18 protein-coding genes are annotated in these 23,349 nt (G+C 64.4%); 10 read left to right on the forward strand and 8 right to left on the reverse strand.

Annotation, left to right across the window (positions count from 1 at the left end):
* The first annotated feature begins 53 nt into the window (after positions 1–53).
* Entirely contained in the window at positions 54–1,472 is a 1,419-nt protein-coding gene (locus tag X741_RS0134090; RefSeq protein ID WP_023776547.1) for an NAD(P)H-dependent oxidoreductase, read from the forward strand.
* Positions 1,473–1,474: 2 nt separating this feature from the next.
* Here X741_RS0134090 and proC read toward each other — a convergent pair whose 3' ends face one another.
* The 3 genes from proC to X741_RS160915 are packed head-to-tail and all read right to left on the reverse strand — an operon-like array spanning position 1,475 to position 4,646.
* Entirely contained in the window at positions 1,475–2,290 is an 816-nt protein-coding gene (proC, locus tag X741_RS160925) for a pyrroline-5-carboxylate reductase (protein WP_023776548.1), read from the reverse strand.
* A 60-nt stretch (positions 2,291–2,350) separates the two neighbouring features.
* Entirely contained in the window at positions 2,351–3,679 is a 1,329-nt protein-coding gene (locus X741_RS160920; protein WP_023776549.1) for an O-antigen ligase, read from the reverse strand.
* On the reverse strand, positions 3,648–4,646 hold the full coding sequence (locus X741_RS160915; RefSeq protein WP_023776550.1) for a glycosyltransferase: 999 nt from the start codon (positions 4,644–4,646) through the stop codon (positions 3,648–3,650). Before X741_RS160915 ends, X741_RS160920 begins: the two co-directional genes overlap by 32 nt.
* Before the next feature lie 171 nt (positions 4,647–4,817).
* Here X741_RS160915 and X741_RS160910 point away from each other — a divergent pair, with 171 nt between their 5' ends.
* The 3 genes from X741_RS160910 to X741_RS160900 are packed head-to-tail and all read left to right on the forward strand — an operon-like array spanning position 4,818 to position 7,725.
* On the forward strand, positions 4,818–5,984 hold the full coding sequence (locus X741_RS160910) for a glycosyltransferase family 4 protein (protein ID WP_023776551.1): 1,167 nt from the start codon (positions 4,818–4,820) through the stop codon (positions 5,982–5,984).
* Complete coding sequence (locus tag X741_RS160905) at positions 5,981–6,784, forward strand: WecB/TagA/CpsF family glycosyltransferase (protein ID WP_023776552.1); 804 nt, start codon at positions 5,981–5,983, stop codon at positions 6,782–6,784. Before X741_RS160910 ends, X741_RS160905 begins: the two co-directional genes overlap by 4 nt.
* Positions 6,781–7,725 carry a DUF6492 family protein gene (locus X741_RS160900; RefSeq protein ID WP_023776553.1) on the forward strand — a complete coding sequence of 315 codons (945 nt, stop codon included), beginning with the start codon at positions 6,781–6,783 and terminating at the stop codon, positions 7,723–7,725. Before X741_RS160905 ends, X741_RS160900 begins: the two co-directional genes overlap by 4 nt.
* 24 nt (positions 7,726–7,749) lie before the next feature.
* Here X741_RS160900 and X741_RS160895 read toward each other — a convergent pair whose 3' ends face one another.
* Positions 7,750–9,045, reverse strand: a complete 1,296-nt coding sequence (locus tag X741_RS160895; RefSeq protein WP_023776554.1) for a lipopolysaccharide biosynthesis protein — start codon at positions 9,043–9,045, stop codon at positions 7,750–7,752.
* Between the two features lie 199 nt (positions 9,046–9,244).
* Here X741_RS160895 and X741_RS160890 point away from each other — a divergent pair, with 199 nt between their 5' ends.
* The 4 genes from X741_RS160890 to X741_RS160875 all read left to right on the forward strand — a co-directional run bounded on the left by X741_RS160890 (position 9,245) and on the right by X741_RS160875 (position 15,724).
* The gene (locus X741_RS160890; protein WP_023776555.1) at positions 9,245–11,824 is read left to right on the forward strand and encodes a GumC family protein; all 2,580 of its coding nucleotides are present in this window, start codon (positions 9,245–9,247) and stop codon (positions 11,822–11,824) included.
* A 186-nt stretch (positions 11,825–12,010) separates the two neighbouring features.
* Entirely contained in the window at positions 12,011–12,910 is a 900-nt protein-coding gene (gene folD / locus X741_RS160885) for a bifunctional methylenetetrahydrofolate dehydrogenase/methenyltetrahydrofolate cyclohydrolase FolD (RefSeq protein ID WP_023776556.1), read from the forward strand.
* A gap of 28 nt (positions 12,911–12,938) precedes the next feature.
* Positions 12,939–13,937: a GlxA family transcriptional regulator gene (locus X741_RS160880; protein WP_032923168.1), complete on the forward strand. Its 999-nt coding sequence runs from the start codon at positions 12,939–12,941 to the stop codon at positions 13,935–13,937.
* Positions 13,938–14,065: 128 nt separating this feature from the next.
* Positions 14,066–15,724: a VWA domain-containing protein gene (locus X741_RS160875; RefSeq protein ID WP_023776557.1), complete on the forward strand. Its 1,659-nt coding sequence runs from the start codon at positions 14,066–14,068 to the stop codon at positions 15,722–15,724.
* A gap of 65 nt (positions 15,725–15,789) precedes the next feature.
* Here X741_RS160875 and edd read toward each other — a convergent pair whose 3' ends face one another.
* The 3 genes from edd to zwf all read right to left on the reverse strand — a co-directional run bounded on the left by edd (position 15,790) and on the right by zwf (position 19,844).
* A complete protein-coding gene (gene edd / locus X741_RS160870; RefSeq protein WP_023776558.1) occupies positions 15,790–17,613 on the reverse strand; it encodes a phosphogluconate dehydratase in 1,824 nt (607 codons plus the stop codon).
* A gap of 63 nt (positions 17,614–17,676) precedes the next feature.
* Complete coding sequence (pgl, locus tag X741_RS160865) at positions 17,677–18,393, reverse strand: 6-phosphogluconolactonase (protein ID WP_023776559.1); 717 nt, start codon at positions 18,391–18,393, stop codon at positions 17,677–17,679.
* A complete protein-coding gene (gene zwf / locus X741_RS160860; RefSeq protein ID WP_023776560.1) occupies positions 18,375–19,844 on the reverse strand; it encodes a glucose-6-phosphate dehydrogenase in 1,470 nt (489 codons plus the stop codon). The genes pgl and zwf overlap by 19 nt, the downstream gene beginning before the upstream one ends.
* A gap of 315 nt (positions 19,845–20,159) precedes the next feature.
* Here zwf and X741_RS160855 point away from each other — a divergent pair, with 315 nt between their 5' ends.
* On the forward strand, positions 20,160–20,906 hold the full coding sequence (locus X741_RS160855; RefSeq protein WP_023776561.1) for an SDR family oxidoreductase: 747 nt from the start codon (positions 20,160–20,162) through the stop codon (positions 20,904–20,906).
* 105 nt (positions 20,907–21,011) lie between these two features.
* Positions 21,012–22,316: a Mur ligase family protein gene (locus tag X741_RS160850; protein WP_031249809.1), complete on the forward strand. Its 1,305-nt coding sequence runs from the start codon at positions 21,012–21,014 to the stop codon at positions 22,314–22,316.
* A gap of 39 nt (positions 22,317–22,355) precedes the next feature.
* Here X741_RS160850 and X741_RS160845 read toward each other — a convergent pair whose 3' ends face one another.
* On the reverse strand, positions 22,356–23,213 hold the full coding sequence (locus X741_RS160845) for an SH3 domain-containing protein (protein WP_023776563.1): 858 nt from the start codon (positions 23,211–23,213) through the stop codon (positions 22,356–22,358).
* Positions 23,214–23,349 lie beyond the last annotated feature (136 nt).

Here is a 23,349-nt window from a genome sequence, read left to right on the forward strand (position 1 = left end):
GGGCGGTTCCCTGCTATTGCCGCCTCCGGATCACGAACCATGGATGCGCCAGCATGACCAATGTCGCCCTGACCGGGCTTGCCCGCGATCTCGCCAGCCGTGCCGCCGAGGGACGCCCTGTGCGCATCGGTGTCATCGGCTCGGGCGAGATGGGCACTGACCTGGTCACCCAAGGCATGCTGATGCCCGGCATTTCGGTTTGCGCCGTTTCGACACGGCGCCCGCACACGGCGCGCGAGGCCATCCGCATCGCCTATGGTGACGAGGCGATGGCGGCCGAAGCCGACACCGCCTCGAAAGTCACCGCCGCAATCGAGGCGGGAAAAATCGCCGTCACCTCCAACGAGATGCTGGTGACCAATCCGCTGATCGACGTCGTCATCGATGCCACCGGCAAGCCCGGCGTCGCCGCCGATTTCTGCCTGTCAGCGATGGAGCATGGCAAGCATCTGGTGATGATGAATGTCGAGGCCGACGTCACCATCGGCTGCTACCTCAAGCAGCAGGCCGACCGGCTTGNTGGGCTGCGGGCCATGGAGCACGGCAAGCACCTGGTGATGATGAATGTCGAGGCCGACGTCACCATCGGCTGCTACCTCAAGCAGCAGGCCGACCGGCTTGGCGTCGTCTATTCGGTCGGCGCCGGCGACGAGCCGTCGAGCTGCATGGAGCTGATCGAGTTCGCCTCCGCGCTGGGCCTGACCATCGTCTCGGCCGGCAAGGGCAAGAACAACCCGCTGAACCATGATGCGGTGCCCGACGACTATCGCGAGGAAGCGATCCGCCGCAACATGAACCCGCGCATGCTGGTCGAGTTCGTCGACGGTTCCAAGACCATGGTCGAGATGTGCGCCATCGCCAACGCCACCGGGCTGGTGCCGGACGTGCCCGGCATGCATGGCCCGAAAGCCGACCGCGACGACCTCGTCAAGGTGCTGATTCCGCGCGAGGATGGCGGGCTGTTGTTGAAGAAAGGCGTCGTCGACTACACGATCGGCAAGGGCGTCGCGCCCGGTGTCTTCGTCATCGTCGAGGCGACGCATCCGCGCATCATCGAGCGCATGGACGATCTTCATATCGGCCACGGCCCTTATTACAGCCTGTTCCGGCCATATCATCTGACCTCGCTGGAGGTGCCGTTGACCGCCGCCCGCATCGTGCTCTTCGGCAAGCCCGACATGGTGCCGCTGCCACGGCCCGTTGCCGAAGTGTGCGCGGTCGCCAAGCGCGATCTCGCGGCGGGCGAAGCCTTCGATGCGATCGGCGAGACCTGCTACCGCTCCTGGACGATGACCGTCGGCGATGCCCGCGCCCAGCGCGCCGTTCCGGTCGGCCTGCTCGAGGGCGGCAAGGTGCTGAAGCCGGTCAGGAAAGGCGAATTGCTGACCGCCGACAACGCCGCGCCGGACCAGACGACGAGGCTGTTCGCCTTGCGCCGGCTGCAGGATGAGATGCTGTACGGGATGATGTAGGCCTACTTCCCCAGCTCGATCGACCGCAGCCGCGCTGCTTCAACCGCCTGCGTCAGCAGATTGGTCAACCGGTCCTCGCCCATCAGCACGCCAAGTGCTGCCGCCGTGGTGCCGTTGGGGCTGGTAACCTGCTGGCGCAGCAGGCCGGGTTCCTCGCCGCTCTCGGCCGCCAGCGAGGCAGCACCGTAGACGGTCTGCATGGCGAGCAGCTTGGCGGTCGCCGTCGGCAGGCCGGCCTTCTCGGCGGCGACGGTCAGCGCTTCGATGAAGTGGAAGATGTAGGCCGGTCCCGATCCCGAGACGGCGGTCACCGCATCCATCAGCCCCTCGTCTTCGATGGTGGCCACTTCGCCGCTGGCCGACAACAGGTCGGCGACGAAACGCTTGGTGTCGTCGGAAACCAGGGGGTTGGAAAACACCACCATCATGCCCTTGCCGATCGCCGCGGGCGTGTTGGGCATGCAGCGCACGATCGGCGCGCGGTTGCCCAGGATTTCCTCGAAAGTGGCGGAGGGCGTCCCGGCGGCTATGCTGACGAAGGTCGTGCGGCCATCGCCGAAACGCTTGTAGGCGGCGGTGACGTCGCGGATCACCTGCGGCTTCACCGCGATGACGACGAGATCAGGCACGGCATCGGCGGGAACGGCACCGGCATCCGCCGCGGTGCGGCAGCCCAGTGCGGCGGCGCGGTTGCACAGGTCGGCATTGGGCTCGACCACGAAAACCGTCGACGGGGCAAGCTTGCCGGATTTCAGCCAGCCCGAGAGCATGGCGTAACCCATATTGCCGCAGCCGGCGAGAACAAGCCTGATCGTCATCGAAAGCCCTCCGAAGGAAGGCCCTGACATAGACGCTCGCGGTTCTCTGGGGAAGCCCTGTCAGGCCGGGCGGGAGGCGTTGCGCACCGCGATCGGCCGCAAGGACACTTGCCTCAGGCCAAGCACGCCGAGCACGAAGAACAGCCAGACCGGGTCGCCGCGATGGAAGAAGAAGCTTTCGAGGAAAGCGTTGAGCGCCGTGAACAACACCACCATCATGAAGAAGTCGCCGAGATACATGTTTTCCTTGCGCAGCGGAATGCGCATGTAATCGCGCAATGGGGCGATGAGGAAGGTGTAGACCGCCACGCAAAGGGCCGGAATGCCCATCAGCACGGCGATGTCGAGATAGCCGTCATGGCCGTGTACTATGGTTCGTATGTCCCAGGGACGGTCGAAGGGCTGGTCCTGGTTGAGCAGCAGCGGTGTGCCCCAGAAGCTTTCATAGCCGTAGCCGGTCCACGGCTTCTTCGCCAGCATCGAGCCGGCGAACTCCCACAGCGTTGTGCGCCCAGTGTAGGTGAGATCGGGAAAATAGATCGCCGCCAGATGTTTGACCGGCGGCAGGAAGACGATGCCTAGCGTGCCGACCGCCGTGGCGACGATCGCCAGCGCGAACAGGATCGGCGTCCCGAGCCGCATGCCTATCAGGCTCGGGAACATCACGATCAGGATCGAGAACGGCACCAGGCCGGCGGTGGTCTTGGACCCGGTGTGCAGCATGAAGATCATCGCCGCGCAAAAGATTGCCGCACCCCACCAGCGTTGCCCGCGCCGGTAGAGATAGAGGCCTGCGAAACTGAAGCAGGCCATGATCGGGCCAGCGATGTTCTTGTGGGTGAACACGCCGCGCCACAGGCCCGCATGCTCGGGCTCCTGTGAATCGGCGGTGTGCATGGCTTCGTGCGGGAAGACGATCAGCCCGACATAGGAAAGACCCATGACCACGACGGCGGTGAAGATGATGACCTTGGAGATGGCCTCGGCATCGCGGGGCAGCACCAGGATCGTTGCCATGGTCAGGATGCCGATCATGGTGAACGATGCGGCGCGCATGGCCGAAGGCGGGTCCGTCGCCAGCACCACCGAGAGGAAAAAGAAGCCCAGCATCAGCACCCAGCACGGGCTGATCAGCGAGCGCACGATGCGCGGATCAGCGAAAGCCATCAGCGAGAAGATCGAAATTCCGCCGAGCGCTCCGAAACCGAGCTGGTTGACGATGTCGCCACCGTCACCGGTGAGTTCGGCGCCGGCGGGCTGGAACGGGCGAAACGACACCATGATGACGGTGAACAGAAGCGCCGCGATCGCGGTCGCCACGCCTGCGCGCGTGAACGCGTCGCTGAGCGGAGCGCGCTCAGTTTTTTTCAGGCTGGCGATATTGCTCATTGGCATATCCGAATTCGGCCATCACGCGGCCTAGCGCCACATGGATGGGGTAGATGGCGATCGCCGGCGATCCTGTCCGCGCCAGCCGAACCATGCCGCGAAGGGGTGAGGCGGCAAGCAGCGCCAGGCTCTTCGCGAACACCTTGGCGCCGGCCATCGGCGTGCCGGCACGTTTCTTCTTCTCGACCAGCGTCGAGATGACGCCGTTGCGCAGGCTGCGCGCACGGATCCAGTCGGCTTCGACACGCCGCGCCGGAACGATCTCCCGAACTTCCGCTTCGGCGCACCACCCCAGCACGAAGCCTCTCTGCGCCGACCGGCTGAGGAAATCGGAATCGCCGCCACCCATGAAATTGAATTTGAGATCGAGGAAGGGCGGCCCCATGGCGGTAAGCACGTCGCGCCCGACCAGGAGATTGCCCGACGAATAGAGCGCCGGCACCCGGCCTGTCTCCCGGTAGGGAGGCGCAAAGACCGGATGTTCGGCCCATCGCACATGGGAAGGATCGGCAAAGACAGGCACTTGCGGCCCGCCGACGATATCGGCGCCGAGCGTTTCGGCAGCTCGACACATCCGCTCCAGCCATTGCGGCTCGGCGATCTCATCATCGTCGATGACCAGCAGATGCCTGAAGTTGGGGAAATGCAGGATCGCCGTCTGCCATCCCGCATTGTAGGCGCTGCAATTGCCGCGTTCATGCGCAATGATGACCATGCCCGGTATCTCGCCGCGCTCGAACAGCGGCAGCACTGCCTTGGCGCCTTCACGCGCCTCGGCCTCGTTCTCCATGACGATGACGGCAAAGCGCCTGCCGGTCCGCTGCGCCTGCAGCGATGCCAGCGTTTCCAGCACCTGTTCGGGCCGTTTGAAGGTCGGCAAGGTGACGACCGCTTCAACGGCCTCGACATCAAGCCGGGGAGACCGTCCTGCGATCGATACAGAACCGTCCGATGGCAAAGGGATCATCCGTGTCCAGCCGCCTCGTGAGTTGGGTTCTGGTAGCACCACGATGATAAGGTTTCGTTAATCACCTTGCACGGAGAGGTCTGCCAGACACGGGCTTTCGGCCGCTGATCGTGCTGGCTTAATCAAGGGTTCACCGCGCTTTGCTACCGGCTACACCACAGGATAGGTGAGATGCATCTGCTGTTCGCCACATCGATCGTGCCCGATGGCGCTCTCGCCTCCGGCTACGAGATCGCCAATGCTGCGATCATCGCCGCCTTGCGGCGCGCTGGCGCGCGCGTAACGGTCATCGGCTTCACCTGGCCGGGGAGGGCCGCGGCCGATCCGGAAAACACAGTCGTGCTGGGTTCCGTCGACGTGCGCACCGAAAATGCCTCCGCGCCGCAAAAGCTGGTCTGGGTCGGCAAGGCGATGCTTTCGGGCCTCACCTTCGCGTCGATCAAGTTGCGCGCGGTGTCCGACAGTGATGTTCTAGCCGCCATCGAACGCGCCGGCCCCTTCGACGGCTATGTATTGAACTCCGTGCAGTTCGTCGGCGCTTTCGAAAAGCTCTTCGAAGGCCGGCCTTCGATCTTCGTCGCCCACAATGTCGAGCATCTTTCGGCACGGGAAAATGCCGCTGCCGCCACCGGCATCTTCCAGCGCCTGTTGTTCCGTCGCGAGGCAAGGCTGCTCGAGGTCGTGGAAGAGCGTCTCTGCCGCCAAGCGCGCTTCGTCTTCACGCTGGCCGAGGAAGATCGTGCGGCCCTTGGTGTTGGCTCCGACGACCGCTCTGCGGTGCTGCCGCTGGTAACCGGCGCCAAGGCCCGGAAAGGCCCGCGCCACATCGACTGTGACGCGGCGTTGATCGGCACCTGGACCTGGCAGCCGAACCGCATCGGCCTCGACTGGTTCCTGGACAAGGTAGTGCCGCATCTGCGGCCCGATTTCCGCATAAGGATCGCCGGCAGCATGCCGTCGGGCGTGACCTCGGCGCATCCGGGTGTCGAATTTGTCGGCCGCGTGCCCGATGCCCAGGCCTTCGTGCGCGCCGCCGCCGTCATCCCGCTGATCAGCACCGCCGGCAGCGGCGTGCAGCTGAAGACCATCGAGACCTTCGAGCTCGGCCTGCCTTCGGTCGCCACCAGCCGCTCGCTGCGCGGTATCGATCATCGTCCCGCCAATTGTGTCGTCATCGACGATCCGGCCGGCTTCGCCAGGGCGCTGGAAGCTGCGGCAGCCGACATCCGCGACGTCGACGGCAGCGCGTTCCATCGCGAGCAAATCAGGGCGCTCGACGCCGCCATCCGGCTCGGCCTCGACAAAATCGGAGTGGTCAGGCAGGAGGCGTTTGCATGAACATGCACACCGCCCGCGCCGCGTCCGGGCTCGACAAATTGAAGACGATCCTCGGAATCTCGGTGCTCGCCATCCGCTGGGATGATGCGATCGCCCTGCTGAACCGGCTGATCTCCGAGCAGCGCTTCACCAAGGTCAGTTTTCTCAACGCCCACAATGCCAACATCGCCTATACCGACCCTGTCTTTGCCGAGGCGCTCGACGATTTCCTCATCCTGCCGGATGGCATCGGCGTCGATCTCGCCGCAAAACTGCTCTACGGCGCGCCGTTTCCGGACAATCTCAACGGCACCGATTTCATACCGGCCTTCCTGCAGGCATCGACGAGGCCGCTGACCGTCGGGCTGCTTGGTGCCACGCGTGTCAACGCCGAGGCGGCGTCGGTCAAGCTGGCGGCCCTTGCCACGCAGCACCGCTTCGTGGTCATTCACGACGGCTATTTCTCCGCCGCGCAGGAACCGGAGATCATCGGCCGGATCGCAAGGCTGCGGCCTGATATGCTGCTGGTTGCCATGGGGGTGCCGCGCCAGGAATTGTGGATCGAACGCCACATCGACGAACGCCATTGCACGCTGCCGATCGCGGTCGGCGCGCTGCTCGATTTCCTGAGCGGCTCGGTGCCGCGAGCACCAATGTGGATGCGCCGCCTGAGGCTGGAATGGCTGTTCCGGCTGGCGGTCGAACCGGGCCGGCTCTGGCGCCGCTACGTGGTCGGCAATCCCTTGTTCCTGTGGCGGGTCGTTAAGCAGAGATGGTCGGGCGGCCGGGCTGTCGCGGACGCGCCCGGAGAGCTCCGTTGAACAAGCGGTTCGTCCCAGACCCCCTTGCCGGCTCGGGCTTGCTGCCGAAGACGCCGACGGCGGCGGTGGTTACGGCAAGCTACGCGCCGGATTTCGAGCGTTGCCGCCTGTTGTGCGAAACGCTTGACCGGCATGTCTCGGGTGCCGCGCACCACTACATCCTGGTCGAACATCGCGACGTTGCGCTTTTCCGCCAGTTGCAGACCAACCGGCGCACGGTCGTCGATGAGCGGGACCTGCTGCCGCGCTGGTTGCGCGCCTTCGACGATCCGCTCAGCCTGTTTCGCCGGCGCGTCTGGCTCAGCCTGAAAACGCAGCCGCTGCGCGGCTGGCACGTGCAGCAGCTGCGCCGCATCGCGATATCGGCGCACGCCAGGGAAGACGTGCTGGTCTTCTGCGATTCCGACATTGCGTTCCTCAGGCCTTTCGACTGCGCCGCTTTCTGGCGCGATGGCAAGGCGCGGCTGTTCCGCCGCGATGGCGTGCTTGCCGATGATGTGCTTGCCGATGACGGGCATGACGAGCACCGCATCTGGTCTCGCAATGCCGGCTCGGCGCTCGGCATCGACCCGTCCCGAACATCGGCCCACGACTATATCTCGACGCTAATCGCCTGGCGCCGCGACACCGTGCTGGCCATGTGCGACCGGATCGAGAAGGTCCATGGCCGCGACTGGGTCGAGGTCATCGGCTCGGCTCGGCAATTCTCCGAATGCATGATCTATGGCCGCTACGTCGACGATCTGCTCGACGGCGCCGGCCACTTTCACGGTTCGCAAGAGTTCTGCCGCGTCCACTGGACGGGCGAGGCGCTGTCGGACGACGAGTTCCGCCGCTTCGTTGCCGGCATGGCGCCGGAGCAGGTGGCGATCGGCATGCAGTCCTTCATCGGCACCGACATCGGCCGCATCCGCCGCCTGATCGGGCTGGCTGAGGCATGATCCGGAGAATAGGAACCGGATGCCCTATACCGGCTTTGCCGGCCTACGCAGCGCCGAATAGGTCAGCAGCATCGACGCCAGATAGAGCAGCAGGAAGACGATGTTGAGCGACAGCACCAGCTTCGGCGTGTCGGCGATGGTGGTCAGCACATAGGTCAGCAGCAGCGCCTTCAGAGCGGCGAGCAGGCCGAGATTGAGCGCCCGCACCAGCGTCTGGCCGCGCGCGAACAGAAGCTCGGCCTGGTATTCGACCAGATTGCGCAGTCCCGGAACGCAGATCGCCAGCGCCACCAGCGGGGCCGCTTCGGAGACGTTCCTGCCGAGCGCGTTGGGGAAGAAGTGCAGCACGATGCCGAGCGTCAGCAGCGCAAGTGTCGAGACCGCGAACACGCCACCCTCGATGCCGCTCTTGACCGCCAGCCGTGACAACAGTTCGGGCGCGCGCATCATGCGCTGCACCAGCATCATCGAGAAGGTGCGGATCGGGATCGCGGTCAGGTCGACCAGCCGCATGATGATGGCATAGATACCGGCCAGATGCGGCCCGCCGATCGCCAGCACCAGAAGCTTGTCGAACTCCATCTGCAGGTAGAACAGCACCTCGGCGCCGGCCACGTAGACGGAATCGGCGAGCCGCCTGAGATAAAGCTCGATGCGCAGCCGCATCCGCTGGCGCGGATAGAACCAGCCGAAAGCCAGAAGCAGCGAGGCGGCATTGGCACCGATATAGAACCACGACCATACCCAGACGCTGTGCTGCGCTGAGATCATGAAAAGCACCGCGCCAAGCGCCCGCAGCGCCGTGGTCAGGATCGCCAGCAGGGCGGCGCGGCCGAACTTGCCCAGCCCGTTGTTGACGATCAGCGCCACTTCGACCGGCCGCCACAGCAGCGTTTCGGCGAACACGATCGCCGAAAACACCGGCAGCGGCACGGTGTTGGCGAAGAAGATCAGATAGACGCCGAACGAGGCTGCCGCCAGCAGCGGCAGCGAGACGATGCCGAGCAGCAGGAAGCCGGCGGTGAAGGTGCCGATCAGGTTGGGCCGGATGGTGGCGGTGCGGTAGAGCGCCGAAATGAAACCGAAGGCCAGGAGCCGCGACAGCATCACCCCGGCGGCGGACGCTGTCGCGAACATGCCGAATTCGGAGATGGACAGCGTGTTGGCAAGCGCGATGAAATAGGCCAACGAAAACACCAGCCGACCGCCGGCGCCGCTGATCGCCGAAAAATAGTCGCGGAGCAGCCCCCGTCGTTCGGCCACGAAAGTGCCGATCCGGGCGAGGGGCCGCCTTTGCGGTATGTCGCTGGCCTCAGTCATGCGTCAAGGAAATGCATAGGTGGGAAAGCTTAACGTGCCGTTCTGCGGCTTGGGTGCGTTGGGAAAATTGTGCCGCCGGGGGGACAAACGGCATGCCGGGCAGGCAAAAATTAACGTTTTGTTTTCCATGCCTGTTTAGCGTGGCTTAACGAATGGCCAAGCGCCGTTCCGCACGCCGCCAAGGGTAAAGCTCCGGACAATGGCTGACAGGGAAAACCGCGAGGACTGGAAGCGTGAGCGTTCGCTGCTGGCGCTCGGCCAGGCCGTGCGCGGTGAGGACGATCCCGACCCATCCCTGGTCTCGATCGGGGACCGGGCCGATCCGGCATGGCGCGAGGATGCCGCCACGCGCCATCGTCTTGCCCGTTCACGGCGTCAGGCCCGTACGGATCCAGCCTCGTCTGCTGACGTCGGAACCGGGCGGCTCCGGCCGGACGAGCAGCCGAAAGCGGCAGCACGGGAAGACGCTTGGCGCGAGCAGGACTATGGCGCCGGCGATCCGCCGCCACGCATGCCGCGCGCAAGGATGGCTGCCGAGGAGGTTTCCGCCAGCGCCCGCTCTCATGACAGGTCCGGATCCCGCCGGGATGGCGAAGCCGATGCATCCTTTGGCGATCGCGGCGACGATCAGCAATGGAAGCCGCTGATCGATCCGATGCAGGTGGTGCGCGGCGTCGCCAGGTCGAAGCTGCTGATCATCACCACGACGATACTGGGTGCCGGGCTCGGCATCGCCATCGCGCTATCGACGCCGAAGAAATATGAAGCCACGGCCGAACTCATCGTCGATCCGCGCGACCTCAAGCTCACCGACCGGGATCTCACCCAGAATGTGGTCGCCTCCGACGCCACGCTCGCCATCGTCGAAAACCAGGTCCGGGTGCTGACTTCGGGCACGGTGCTGAACAAGGTCGTCGACAAGCTCAACCTGGTGAACGATCCGGAGTTCAATGGCGAGGGGGCCGGCGGCCTCGGCATCAGGTCGCTCATCCATTCGATCCTGTCGCGCGAGGATGGCCCGGGCAGTGTCGACGAGGTCCGTCGCCGTGCGCTCGCCGTCGGCAATCTGGCCGAAAGCCTTTCGGTCGAGCGCGGCGGCAAGACCTTCGTCATCACCGTCAGCGCGACCACGCAGAATGGCGAGAAATCCGCCCTCATCGCCAACACGATGACGGACGTCTTTCTCCAGACCTTCGGTCAGATCCAGTCCGATACCGCCGGCCGCGCGACGGACGAACTGACGGCAAGGCTCGATGAACTGCGCAAGGGCGTCGAGGCGGCCGAGCGCAAGGTCGAGGATTTCAGGGCCTCGCACGATCTTGTCGACGCGCAGGGCCACCTGATCAGCGACGACGAAATGCTGAAGCTCAACGAACAGCTCTCGGTCGCCCGCGCCCGCACGCTGGAGCTCAATGCAAGGGCGGCTTCGGCGCGCTCGGTCGACGTCAATTCCGTGCTCTCCGGCACCCTACCGGAAGAGATCAACTCCAACACGATGAGCGACCTGCGCTCGCAATATGCAACGCTCAAGCAGGAAGCCGACCGCGCCGCCATCCGGCTTGGGCCGCGCCATCCCGAACTCCAGGCCCTCGACGCACAGATCGCCGGCGCCCGCGACCGCATCGCCGGCGAATTGCGCCGCATCGCGTCGTCGCTGCAGGTCGACCTGAAACGCGCCGTCCAGCTCGAACAGGATCTCTCTTCTCGCCTTGCCCAGCTCAAGGTCCGTAGCGGCGACGTCAACAACGATCTGGTGTCGATGCGCGAACTGGAGCGTGAAGCCACCGCCAAGCGCTCCGTCTACGAACAGTTCCTGCTGCGCGCCAAGGAGACCGGCGAGCAGAAGGACATCAACACCGCCAACATGAACGTCATCTCCAAGGCCTTTGCGCCGCTCGAGGCGAAAGGCCCGTCGCGGGCCGTGACGGCGCTCGCCGGCTTGCTGCTGGGCTTTGCCTCAGGCATTGGTCTCGGCGCCATGCGTGGCGCCTATGAAAGCTTGCGCGAGACCGCGACATCGCGCTCGCGCCGTGACCGCAAGGCGCCTCTTGAAGACCAGGCGTTCCGCGCACCCCCTCCGCCTGCGCCGCCAATGCCGGCAGTGCCCATGCCCCCGGCACCGCCTCCTCCTCCTCCTCCGCCTGCCTCGGCGCCTCCCGCGCCTATCGCGCAGGCCGAAGCCGTTGCCGAAGAACGTCCGGGGCGGATCGGCGCGCTGATGGCGAAGCTGCGCAACGCCATGTCCAGCAAGCCGTCCGCCGAGGCGGACGACGACAACTCCAGCGAGTTCGCTGCCTTTGGCGAAGATGCGTGTCCGGCGGATGCCGCCATGCCTTCGCGCTATCCGAAACCGAATCCCGCCTTCATGCCGCCGCCGGGCGCGACGGCCTATCCGCGGCCGCCTTTCCAGCCAGGCTTCAACGCCGCCTATGCAGGGCCGATGGGCCCCCCGTCGCGGTCGCCCGTGATGCCGCCGCAGGCGAACTATCCGGCGCCCCCCTTGCCGTCCTATCCCCCGGCACCGGTGGGCCATCCCCAGATGCAGCCATGGCAGCCGCCGGCGGGCTCTCCCTACGCCCAGGCCATGGCGCCTTATGCCGGGCCGTATCCGCAACCGCAGCCGCAGACCTATCCGGCTCAGCCGCCGGCGGAGCCTCGTTCGCAGGTCGAGGAAAGCGCCGAACAAGCGCCGATCGAGGAAATTCGCGCCAGCCTGCGCGAGTTCCGCGAAGCGGTCCGCGAACTCACCGAGAGTCGCGCCCGCCGCCGCTACTTCTGAGCCATACGAAAGTCGCTGGTGCCGAACAAAACCGTGCCGGTTTCGAGTAAACGGCATGAGACGGCGCTTTGACGGGATTGTGTGCTTGAATTTTCGTGACAATGCCGCGCTTGTGCAAGTCGCCAAAGGCATGCCCTTGGAACTTGATCCAGGATTTGAGCGAAACGGTGTTGAGGGTAGTCGTCCATGGCCGAAGTGATTGACGGAAAGAGCGTTGCCGAAGACGTGGTGCGGACAGTCAAGGCGTTGACCGCCGAGCTGGTCGCCACGGGCAAGGCCAAGCCTGGCCTTGCCGTGGTCATCGTCGGCGAGGATCCGGCGAGCCAGGTCTATGTCGCCTCCAAATCCCGCACCGCCAAGGAATGCGGCTTTCATTCGCTCCAGCACACGCTGCCGGCGGATACGTCCCAGGACTCGCTGCTGAAGATCATCGGCGAGCTCAACGCCGATCCGGCGATCAACGGCATCCTGGTGCAGCTTCCGCTGCCCGGCCATATCGACGCCGGCAAGGTCATCCAGGCCATCGCGCCGGAGAAGGACGTCGATGGTTTCCATTTCATCAACGTCGGCAAGCTCGGCACTGGTGAGCTCGACACCGCCTTCGTTCCCTGCACGCCCGCCGGTTCGATGCTCCTGATCGAGCGCGTGCGCGGCAAGGACCTGTCGGGCCTCAACGCGGTTGTCGTCGGCCGTTCCAATATCGTCGGCAAGCCGATGGCCAATCTCTTGCTTGCCGCCAACTGCACCGTCACCATCGCCCATAGCCGCACCAAGGACTTGCCGGCGCTTGCCCGCACGGCGGACATTCTCGTCGCCGCCGTCGGCCGGCCCGAAATGATCAGGGGTGATTGGGTGAAACCCGGCGCCACCGTCATCGATGTCGGCATCAACCGCATTCCAGCGCCCGAGAAGGGCGAGGGCAAGTCCCGCCTCGTCGGCGATGTCGCCTATGCCGAGGCGGCCAAGGAAGCAGGCGCCATCACCCCGGTACCCGGCGGTGTCGGGCCGATGACCATTGCCATGCTGATGGCCAATACGTTAGCTTCGGCCTACCTTGCGGCCGGACTGAAACGGCCCTCCTTCTGAGCCCGGGTTGTCCCTGAAAGCCACAGCTTTGCCGAACCCCTCTGTTTCCCAGGAACGGCCGGTCACGAATGATCCCGTTCAAGGCGGCCGGCAGTTCGCCTTCCTGCTGGTCGACAAGTTTTCCATGTTCTCGCTGGCCGCCGCGATCGACACGTTCCGGTCGGCGAACCGTCTGCTTGGCCGCGATTTCTACGGCTGGACCACGGTATCGGCCGATGGCGATCCGGTGATGGCTTCCAACGGTCTGCCGCTCAAGATCGACTACAGCGTCGCCGACCTGCCGCCGGTCGACATCCTCTTCGTCTCGGTCGGCCTGACCACGGAATTCCCCGGCAAGAGCAAGGTTCTGGCGGCCCTGCGCAGCTGGGGCCGGCGCGGCAACGCGCTTGGCGCGCTCTCGGTCGGATCCTATTTGCTGGCCGAGGCCGGCCAGCTCGACGGCTATCGTTGCACCATCCATTGGGAAAACCGCGCCGGCTTCGTCGAGCGTTTTCCCGATATCAACTGCACCGGCAATGTCTTCGAGATCGACCGCAAGCGCTACACCTGCGCCGGCGGCACCACCTCGATCGACCTGATGCTGGAGATCGTGCGCGGCGATTTCGGCTCGAACCTCGCCAATGGCGTCGCCAACCAGTTCCAGCACGAGCGCATCCGCTCGGCCGGCGACCGCCAGCGCGTCGGGCCGGAACGCGACCTCACCGGCAAGTCGGAGAAGCTAAGGCGCATCGTCGAGCTGATGGCCGACCATCTCGACGAGCCGCTCTCGGCGGTACAGCTCGCCAAGTCGGCCGGCCTGTCGGTGCGCCAGGTGGAGCGCCTGTTCCTCCGCCATCTCAATGTCACGCCCGGGCGCTACTACATGCGGCTGCGTCTGGAACGGGCGCGCGAATTGCTGCGCCAGACCAACATGCCGATCCTCGACGTGGCGATCGCGACCGGCTTCACCTCGCATTCCTATTTTGCCCAGAGCTACCGGCTGCAGTTCGGCCGCCCGCCTTCTGAAGAGCGCCGGACGACTTACTGAGCTGCTCCACGGCACAGCCCGGCCAAGATGCCAGGTGCCGGAGGACAGGGCCGCGTCCGGGCTTGTGTCCCAAGGTGGGCTCAAATAGCTTCGGCCGGCGAACGGGGTGGATCAATCAGGAGATTTCGATGGCGGGACTTGCACGGAGCGTCGCTGCGGCGATCCTCCTTTTGTCGATGACGACGTTCGGCTTTGCCGCCAACAAGGTCATCATCATTCTCGACGCTTCCGGGTCGATGTGGGCCCAGATCGACGGCAAGCCGAAGCTCGAAATCGCCCGCGAGTCGCTCAGGACCGTGCTGCAATCGGTTCCCGCCGACGATGAGATCGGCTTCATGGCCTATGGTCATCGCGAGAAAGGCAGCTGCGACGACATCCAGCTGATCGTGCCGCCTCAGGCCGGCTCGGCAAGCGCCATCACGGATGCCGCGGACAGTCTGAAATTCCTCGGCAAGACGCCGCTGACGGCAGCCGTCAAGCACGCGGCCGAAGCGCTGAAATACACCGAGGACAAGGCGACGGTCGTCCTCATCACCGATGGACTCGAGACCTGCGGCGGCGACCCCTGTGCGCTTGGCAAGGAACTCGAAGCGTCCGGTGTCGACTTCACGGCCGACGTCGTCGGCTTCGGCCTGACCGCCGACGAAGGCAAGCAGATCGCCTGCCTCGCCGACAACACCGGCGGCAAATACATCCAGGCCTCCGACGAGAGGGCGCTGCAGGAAGCTTTGGCCGAAACCGTCGCCGCCCCAGCGCCGGCGCCTGCACCCGAACCTGCGCCCACTCCGGCACCCGAGCCTGCCAAGCCGGAATTCAATTTCATGCCGACGGCGGTGCTTGCCGAGGGCGGTGATCCGGTCACCGACGGCAATGCCTGGGAAGTCTACAAGGCAAAGTCCGACGGCACGCGTGGCGACAGCGTCACCACCGAATATGGCGCCTACAAAGCCAATCTGGAACCGGGCGAGTACGTCATCGTCGCGCGCGACGGCGAGGCCAAGGTGGAGCAGAAGGTCAAGATCGAGGCAGGCCAGGTCGCCAAGCCGCTCTTCACCTTGAATGCCGGCACGCTCGTCATTCATCCGCGACCAAGCGCGGGGGCGGATGTTGTCGATGGCGCAGCTGTCGTGATCGACTACCCAAGTGCCGATAATCCCGCGACCTACTATGGGACCACCAAGACCGTGTTGCCGGCCGGCGACGAGAAAGTGACGGTCACTATCGGCCAGGGCGTGGTTTCCGAGACGATACCGCTCGCTGCCGGCAAGACAGTTGAAAAGGACATCATCGTCGGCGTCGGACATGTCGTTGCCAACGCCTATTATACAGCCGGCGGCGACAAGGCCGACGGTTCGGGCATCGGCTTCAAGATCGTGAAGGCGAAAAAGAAGATCGACGGAACCCGGGACGAGGTGACCTATGCCTATGGTCCCGACAGCAAGTTCGATCTGCCGCCTGATGACTATGTGTTGATTGCGACGGTCGATCTTGCAGTCGTCGAGCAGCCGTTCAACGTCAAGGTCGGCGAATTTCAGGATGTGAAGGTCACCATGAATGCCGGCGTGCTGGCGATCACCGCGCCCGGGGCCTCGAAGATTGAGATTTTCGAAACCAAGAAGGACATCAACGGCAACCGCAAGTCGCTTGGCTACGCATACGACCAGAAGTATCAGGCGGCGATACCGGCGGGGGACTATGCCGTCGTCTCGGAGAAATCGGACAACAGCTCGAAGGAAGGCACTGTGACGGTCAAGGCCGGCGAGCGCGCTGAGTTGACGGTGCAATAGGGTCGCATGGATAACCTAAAAGGGCGGCCACAAGCCGCCCTTTTCATGGATGAGACGGGATCACGTCAGGCCGTTCCAAATGCGCTGGCGCCGTGGTCGGCGCGTCCTACCAGTTGCCGGAAGCCGGCGAAAAGTTCGCGGCCGAAGCCGAACTCGTTGCCGATGAGATCGGCTTCGGCGGTGCGGCGCAGCGCGAACTCCGTCCCCGGCACCAGCACCTCCAGAGTGCCGGCATCGGCGTCGAGGCGGATGATGTCGCCGTCGTGGATCCTGGCGATAGGACCGTCCTCGACGGCTTCCGGCGTCACATGGATCGCCGCCGGCACCTTGCCGGATGCGCCCGACATGCGCCCGTCGGTGACCAGCGCGACACGCTGGCCGCGATCCTGCAGGATGCCGAGCACGGTGGTCAGCTTGTGCAGTTCCGGCATGCCGTTGGCCTTCGGTCCCTGGAAGCGGATGACGGCGATGAAGTCGCCTGTCAGCGTGCCGGCCTTGAACGCGTCGTTCAGCCCCTGCTGGCTGTCGAACACCTTGGCCGGTGCCTCGATGAGGCGCCGCTCCGGTTTGACGGCGGACGTCTTGATGACGGCATGGCCGAGATTGCCCGCCAGCACCTTCAGGCCGCCGGTCGGCTGGAAGGCTTTGCTGAACGGCGCCAGCACCTTCTCGTCGCCACTCTGGAGCGGGACTGCCTCGCGCACCACGGAGCCATCAGCGCCGAGCTTTGCCTCGACCGCATAGGGCCGCAGGCCTTCGCCCCAGACCGTCTGCACATCCTCGTGCAGGACGCCTTCGTCGAGCAGTTCGCGGATCAGGAAGCCGAGCCCTCCGGCGGCGTGGAAATGATTCACGTCGGCAAGCCCGTTCGGATAGACGCGAGCCAGGAGCGGTACGGCTTCCGAGAGGTCGGAAATGTCCTGCCAGGTAATGGCGATGCCGGCCGCCGCCGCCATGGCGATCAGGTGGATAGTGTGGTTGGTCGAGCCGCCGGTGGCATGCAGGCCGACAACGCCGTTGACGATAGAGCGCTCGTCGATCATGCGCCCGACGGGCGTATAGGCATTGCCGAGCGCGGTGATGGCCAGCGCCCGCTTCGTCGCCTCGCGGGTCAAGGCCTCGCGCAGCGGCGTGCCGGGATTGACGAAGGAAGCACCCGGCGTGTGCAGGCCCATGATCTCCATCAGCATCTGGTTGGAGTTGGCCGTGCCGTAGAAGGTGCAGGTGCCTGGCCCGTGGTATGATTTGGACTCGGCTTCCAAAAGTTCAGCGCGACCCGCCTTGCCCTCGGCATAGAGCTGGCGGACCTTGGCCTTCTCATCGTTGGGCAGGCCTGTCGTCATCGGACCGGCGGGAATGAACACCGCCGGCAGGTGGCCGAAGGTCAACGCCGCGATCACCAGTCCCGGCACGATCTTGTCGCAGACGCCGAGATAGACGGCGGCGTCGAACATGTTGTGCGACAGGCCGATCGCGGCGGCCATGGCTATGACGTCACGCGAGAACAACGACAGCTCCATGCCCGGCTGGCCCTGCGTGACGCCATCGCACATCGCGGGCACGCCGCCGGCCACCTGGGCGATGCCGCCGGCTTCACGCGCGGCCTCCTTGATCAGGGCAGGGAAGGTTTCGAAAGGCTGATGCGCCGACAGCATGTCGTTGTAGGAGGTGATGATGCCGAGGTTCGGCACCTTGTCGGCGCCGAGCGCGAGCTTCTCGGAAGGGCTGCAGACGGCGAAGCCATGGGCAAGGTTGCCGCAGGACAGCACCGACCGGTTGGCGGTCTGGTTCGACGCTTCGGCGATGCGGCCGAGATAACGCTCGCGTCCTGGCTTCGAGCGTTGGCGGATGCGCTCGGTGATGGCTTCGATGTCGCGTCTTGCGGTCATGGTCGGTCCTTTCGAGCCCCGGAGAACGTCCTCCCACTGTTTGCCGGGGCTGCTTTCGTGAAATCAGGGTGCCCAGAACACCTCTACTGGTATGGGTGCTGCTTCGAGTACTTTGCGAATGGGCTTTTTCGCACCTGGTCTCATCGCATCCTCGAAGGCGGTACGCTTGTCCTCGCCCTCGATATGCAGCGCAATGAAGCCGGCTGCGACTATGCGCGCCATCGATAGCGTCAGCCGCGGCTCGCCGCCGCTTGGCGCGTGCACCGGCAGCACGATCCTCTGCGAGGCGGGATCGAGCAAGGCAGGGAGATTGTCGGCATCGGGAAAGAACGAAGCGGTGTGGCCGTCGCTGCCCATGCCGAGCACCACGACGTCGAGCGGCCAGGCCAGTGCCTTGAGCGCTGTATCGTCGGACGCTGCCGCGGTCTCGATGCTTGTCGCCTCGTGATACATCGGCACGAAGCGCGCCGCGGCCGCTGCATTCTGGAGCAGGTTGGCGGCGACCAGCCCGGCATTCGAGCGCGGCGAGGATGCCGGCACGAACCTTTCGTCGACCAGCGTCACCGTCACCTTGTTCCAGGCAATGGGAATTGCCGACAGCGCTGCGAGGAACCTCGCCGGGGTGGTGCCGCCGGAAACGGCAAGCAGGGCGGTGCCGCGCTCGTCGATGGCCTTGGTCAGGCGCGTCGTGACATGGCCGGCAAGGGCCGCCGCCAAGTCCTGGCGCCCGGCAAAGCCGTTCCAGTTGTAGCTGGCGCCGTTCAATTGCTCTCGTGCCATGTCCGTCCGTCACGTTCGATCAGCGCTATCGAGGCCGACGGCCCCCATGTGCCTGCCGTATAGCCCTGCGCTTCCTGCCTGGCGCCTTCCCAGGCATTCTGGATCGGATCGATCCATTTCCATGCCGCCTCGACCTCGTCGCGGCGCATGAACAGCGTCTGGTTGCCACGGATGACGTCCATGATCAGCCGCTCGTAGGCATCCGGCGCGCGGCCGTCGAAGGATTGCGCGAAGCTCATGTCGAGCGAGATCTGGCGCAGCCGCATGCCACCGGGACCGGGATCCTTGATCATGATGAACTGCTTGACGCCTTCGTCGGGCTGCAGCCGGATGACCAACTGGTTGGCGAAGATCGGCCCGGCGGTGTCGCCGAAGATCGAATGCGGGATCGGCTTGAATTCGATGACGATTTCCGAAACCCGGGTCGCCAGCCGCTTGCCGGTCCGCAGGTAGAACGGAACGCCCGCCCAGCGCCAGGTGCCGATCTCGGCCTTGATGGCGACGAAGGTCTCGGTGTTGCTGTCATGGGCAAGCTCCTCGACATAGCCCTTGACAGCTCCGCTGGCCGAGGCGCCGGCGCGGTACTGGCCGCGCACGGTGTGCTTCGGTGCCTCGTTGCCGTTGATGCGTTTCAGCGCCCTGAGCACCTTCAGCTTCTCGTCGCGCACGGCGTCGGCGTCCATCGACGACGGCGCCTCCATGGCGACAAGGCACAAGAGCTGCAGCATGTGGTTCTGCACCATGTCGCGCAGCGCGCCGGCCTTGTCGTAGTAGGTGACGCGGTCTTCCAGGCCGACGGTCTCGGCCACGGTGATCTGGACGTGGTCGATATGGGCGGAGTTCCACAGCGGCTCGTAGAGCGCATTGGCAAAGCGCAGCGCCATCAGGTTCTGCACCGTTTCCTTGCCGAGATAATGATCGATGCGGAAGATCTGGCTTTCGTGGAAATCGTCGCCGACTAGATCGTTGAGCGCCTGCGCCGAAGCCAGGTCGCGGCCGATCGGCTTCTCCAGCACGATGCGCGAGTTCGGCGTGATCAGATTATGCTCTTTGAGCTTGTGCGAGATATCGCCGAACAGTGCCGGCGCCACGGCCAGGTAGAAGGCACGGATGCGGTCGCTTTCGCCGATCGCCTTCTTCAGCTTGTCGAAGCCGGCTCCGCTCGTCGCATCTGCCGAAACGTAGGAAAGCCGCGCCAGGAAGGTCTTCAATTCCTTGGCGTCGATGTCGGCCGGCTTGACGTGGTCGGAGATAGCCTGCTTGGCGAAGGCCTGGAATTCGTCGTCGCTCATTTTCGAGCGCGACGTGCCGATGATGCGTGTCGGCTCGGAGAACTGATGGTCGCGCTGGCGGTAGTAGAGCGACGGCAGAAGCTTGCGTTCCGACAGGTCGCCGGTGCCGCCGAAAATGATGAAGTCGAAAGGGTCGACGGGGATGATCTGGCTGGTCATGGTCTGTCCGCTCTGACGCCGGTAGCGATTACGCGGCTGATATAATCTAATCGATTTAAATTTTCCAGTGCCATGGTGTCACATCGAGGACCAATCGCTGGATATTGATTGGGTCCACGTGTGCGCTTGACACTTGGCGCCACCCGGAGGCTTGTCGGTGATCGAAGACTCCGGACGCTTCGCAGTTGCAGCATAGAGCGTGAATGTGACGAAAGCTAAGGGAGAAATCTGCGCCGTATCCGTCGCTGTGTCGGCCTCGGCGGCCGGCAGTCCTTTCGTGCAAGCGGCGGGATGAATTCAAGGAGCGGGAAAAGCATGCGTCTGGAGAACAAGGTTGCCGTCATCACGGGTGCGGCATCGGGCTTTGGTGAAGGCATTGCCAAGCGCTTCGCCGAAGAGGGCGCCAGGGTGGTCGTTGCCGATCTCGATGCCAAGGGCGCGGAATGTGTCGCCGGCGAAATCGGCGAGATGGCGATCTGGACGCAGACCGACGTTTCCCTGCGCTCCGAATTCGACGAGATGATCTATGCCGCAAAAAGTGCTTTCGGCCGCATCGACATCATGGTCAACAATGCCGGCTTCACCCATCGCAATGGCGACTTGCTCAAGGTCGACGAGGAGACCTTCGACCTGATCACGGCAGTCAACATGAAGGCCATCTACCACGCGGCCCTTGCCGTCGTGCCGATCATGGAGCGGCAAGGCGGCGGAGTGATCCTGACCACGGCCTCCACCGCCGGCCTGCGGCCACGGCCAGGTCTCACCTGGTACAATGCATCGAAAGGTTGGGCGATCACCGCCACCAAGTCGATGGCGGTGGAACTGGCGCCCAAGAACATTCGCGTCAATTGCCTGTGCCCGGTCGCCGGCGAGACCGGCATGCTGGAGAAATTCATGGGCGCCGACACGCCCGATATCCGCGAGAAATTCCGCGCCTCGATCCCGCTCGGCCGGCTGTCGACGCCGCTCGATATTGCCAATGCGGCGCTATGGCTGGCTTCGGACGAAGCCGCCTTCATCACCGGAGTGGCGCTGGAGGTCGATGGCGGGCGCTGCATCTGAAGCACCATGTCAGGCGCAATCGCCGGCTTGACCGTGCCTCGGGCTTCGACTTGACTGCGTTACGGGGCCTGGAGTCTTGCCAGGGGCGAAGGGGTTGTTGGCGCGATGAAATCGAAACTGCGGAGAGGTTTCAAAGACCTGCGGTGGCGCATCAGCGTCTACAGGGCGAGGCGTGCCCGGGCGAAAAGCAAGGCAACCTTCATCGGTGTCACCGGCAGTTCGGGAAAATCGACTGTCACGGCGCTGCTTGGGCACATATTGGCCGCTCATCGACCCGTCTACACGCAGGTTCTGGCCAACACCATCCATTCAGTCGTCAGCACGCTTTACAAGCGTATGAAGCAAGTGGAGAGGCCAGACTACGTCGTCATGGAAACCGGGGCGTACGGCATCGACACGATCCGGCCCATGGCGGAAATGCTGCGGCCGCATGTGGCTGTCGTCACCATGGTTCGTCTGGAGCACGTTACCAGTTTCAGGACGCTGGAAAACGTCGCCTTGGAAAAAAGCGCGTTGGTCGCGGCGTTGCGACCGGACGGCCTTGCTGTCCTCAATGCCGACGATCCCCATGTAGCCGACATGGGTGCCCGCACTGGATGCCGTGTCGTCACCTTCGGCACGGCACAGACGGCCGACTACCGTGTGACCGAGATCCACGCCGCATATCCGGATCTGCTGACTCTTTCGATCCATTGGCGGGGAGGGCTGCTGCAACTCAAGACGTCTTTTCCCGCCGAATATTTCTGGCTGCCGACCGTTGCCGCCGTTGCGACGGCGCTTGAACTCGGCGTCCCTCCGGACAAGGTTGCCGTCCAGGTGGCGACGTTCCAGCCGGTCGTTAATCGCTGTACCGTGCTGATCACCCAAGGCGGCCCGCAATTCATCATCGATGCGGCCAAGGCGCCCTGGCACTCGATCAATCTTGCCCTGAACATGGTGGCCAAGGCCACTGCTAGCCGCAAACGCATCGTGCTGGGCCAGATTTCGGACTACGCCGGTTCGACTAGGAAATACGCCCACGCCTATCAAACCGCGCGGGAAATCGTCGACCAGGTGATCTATACTGGAGACAATGCACATCGCTCGCGTGCCAGCCAGATCGATCGCGACAACGGCCGGTTTGTCGAGCTTCGCACGGCGAAGGAAGTCTCGGACCATATCAAGCGGACAGCGGTGGCCGGCGAACTGATCCTCGTTAAAAGCTCATCCAACCTTCACCTCGAACGCATCGCGCTTGCCTGGACGCATGACGTCAAATGCTGGATCCATATCTGCGGCAAGCCGGAGGGCTGCCACACCTGCGGTCTATATGAATTGCCTTACGAGCAGCATCGTGCCCATGTCATGCGACGCAGGCGCGCCAAGGTGTGGCGGCAATTCCGCGGCCTGTTCGGTGGCAGGTCGTCATAGGGTCTCGAAAGCGAGGCCGGTGCCAGACGCGCAGGCAAGTTACGCGCCGGTCTTGATATAGCTCTTGTAGACCCAGCCGGTCTTGCCGTTGTAGACGATCTGGCACCATTGCTTGCAGTTCATCACCTGCACCGAGGTCTTGGCTGGCACCGTGACGATGGCGGCGGCATGCTTCTTCGGACTGCTGCGCATGGTCACGGCTCTCAGAATGCGTCCCGTGCTGGCGGCTGCGACTTTCCGTGGCTTTGCTTCGGCTTGACCAATGTCGTCCTGTTGGTCCGGTGCCTGCGGTTTTACCGTCGGGATAGCCGCGGTTTGCGCGCCATCGGGATTGCTGCCGCTTGCCGCCGCTGGCGGCGCGGCAACCTTGGCAAGTTCGGCGGTGGCATCGCTATCGGCCGCCGGTTGCGCGAACGCCGCCGTGGTGGCCGGCTTGTCCGGCGCCTTCTCGGCCTTGCTTGTCCCCTGGCCGGCTGAAGCGGGAGCCGGTGCGGCTTTTGTCTGCGAGCCGGTCCAGCGAGGATCGTTGGCAGCGAGTGCGGGAATAGCGGCCTGGGCGACAGCCATGGCCGTAGAGGCCGCATTGGCCTTGCCCTCGGCTTGCGGCACCGCTGCCGCCGCGGCTACCGTGGTCCCGGCCGGGACGATCTTGGTCGTCTTCACCGGAATGCTTGGAATGCTCTGCTCCTGGCTGGCAGCGGCTTGCCTCTCGCTGGCCGGCAATGCCAGCCAGAGCGCCACCGCGGCCACGCCAAGCAACGCGGCAGTGCCGACCGCGGCAATCACCAAATGTGAATTCGAACGGACTTCCTGCCAGAAGGACGGGCGCATGTCATAGCCGAACTGCATGGCAAAGCGCCGACGTTCCGGAGCACCGAAACTGAAGGGCTCTCTCAATCTCGCCACCTCCATAAGCGGGCCGAGGTTCTTTCGATCGTGCCGCAAGTTCGGCATTTGATCGGCATCGGTCCCAAAATCAACACGGGCAGGCGCCCACAGCAACCCCCGAACAATCACCCAGAAGAGGCACCTT

This window comes from Mesorhizobium sp. LNHC221B00, from assembly GCF_000502935.1.
Lineage (GTDB): Bacteria > Pseudomonadota > Alphaproteobacteria > Rhizobiales > Rhizobiaceae > Mesorhizobium > Mesorhizobium opportunistum.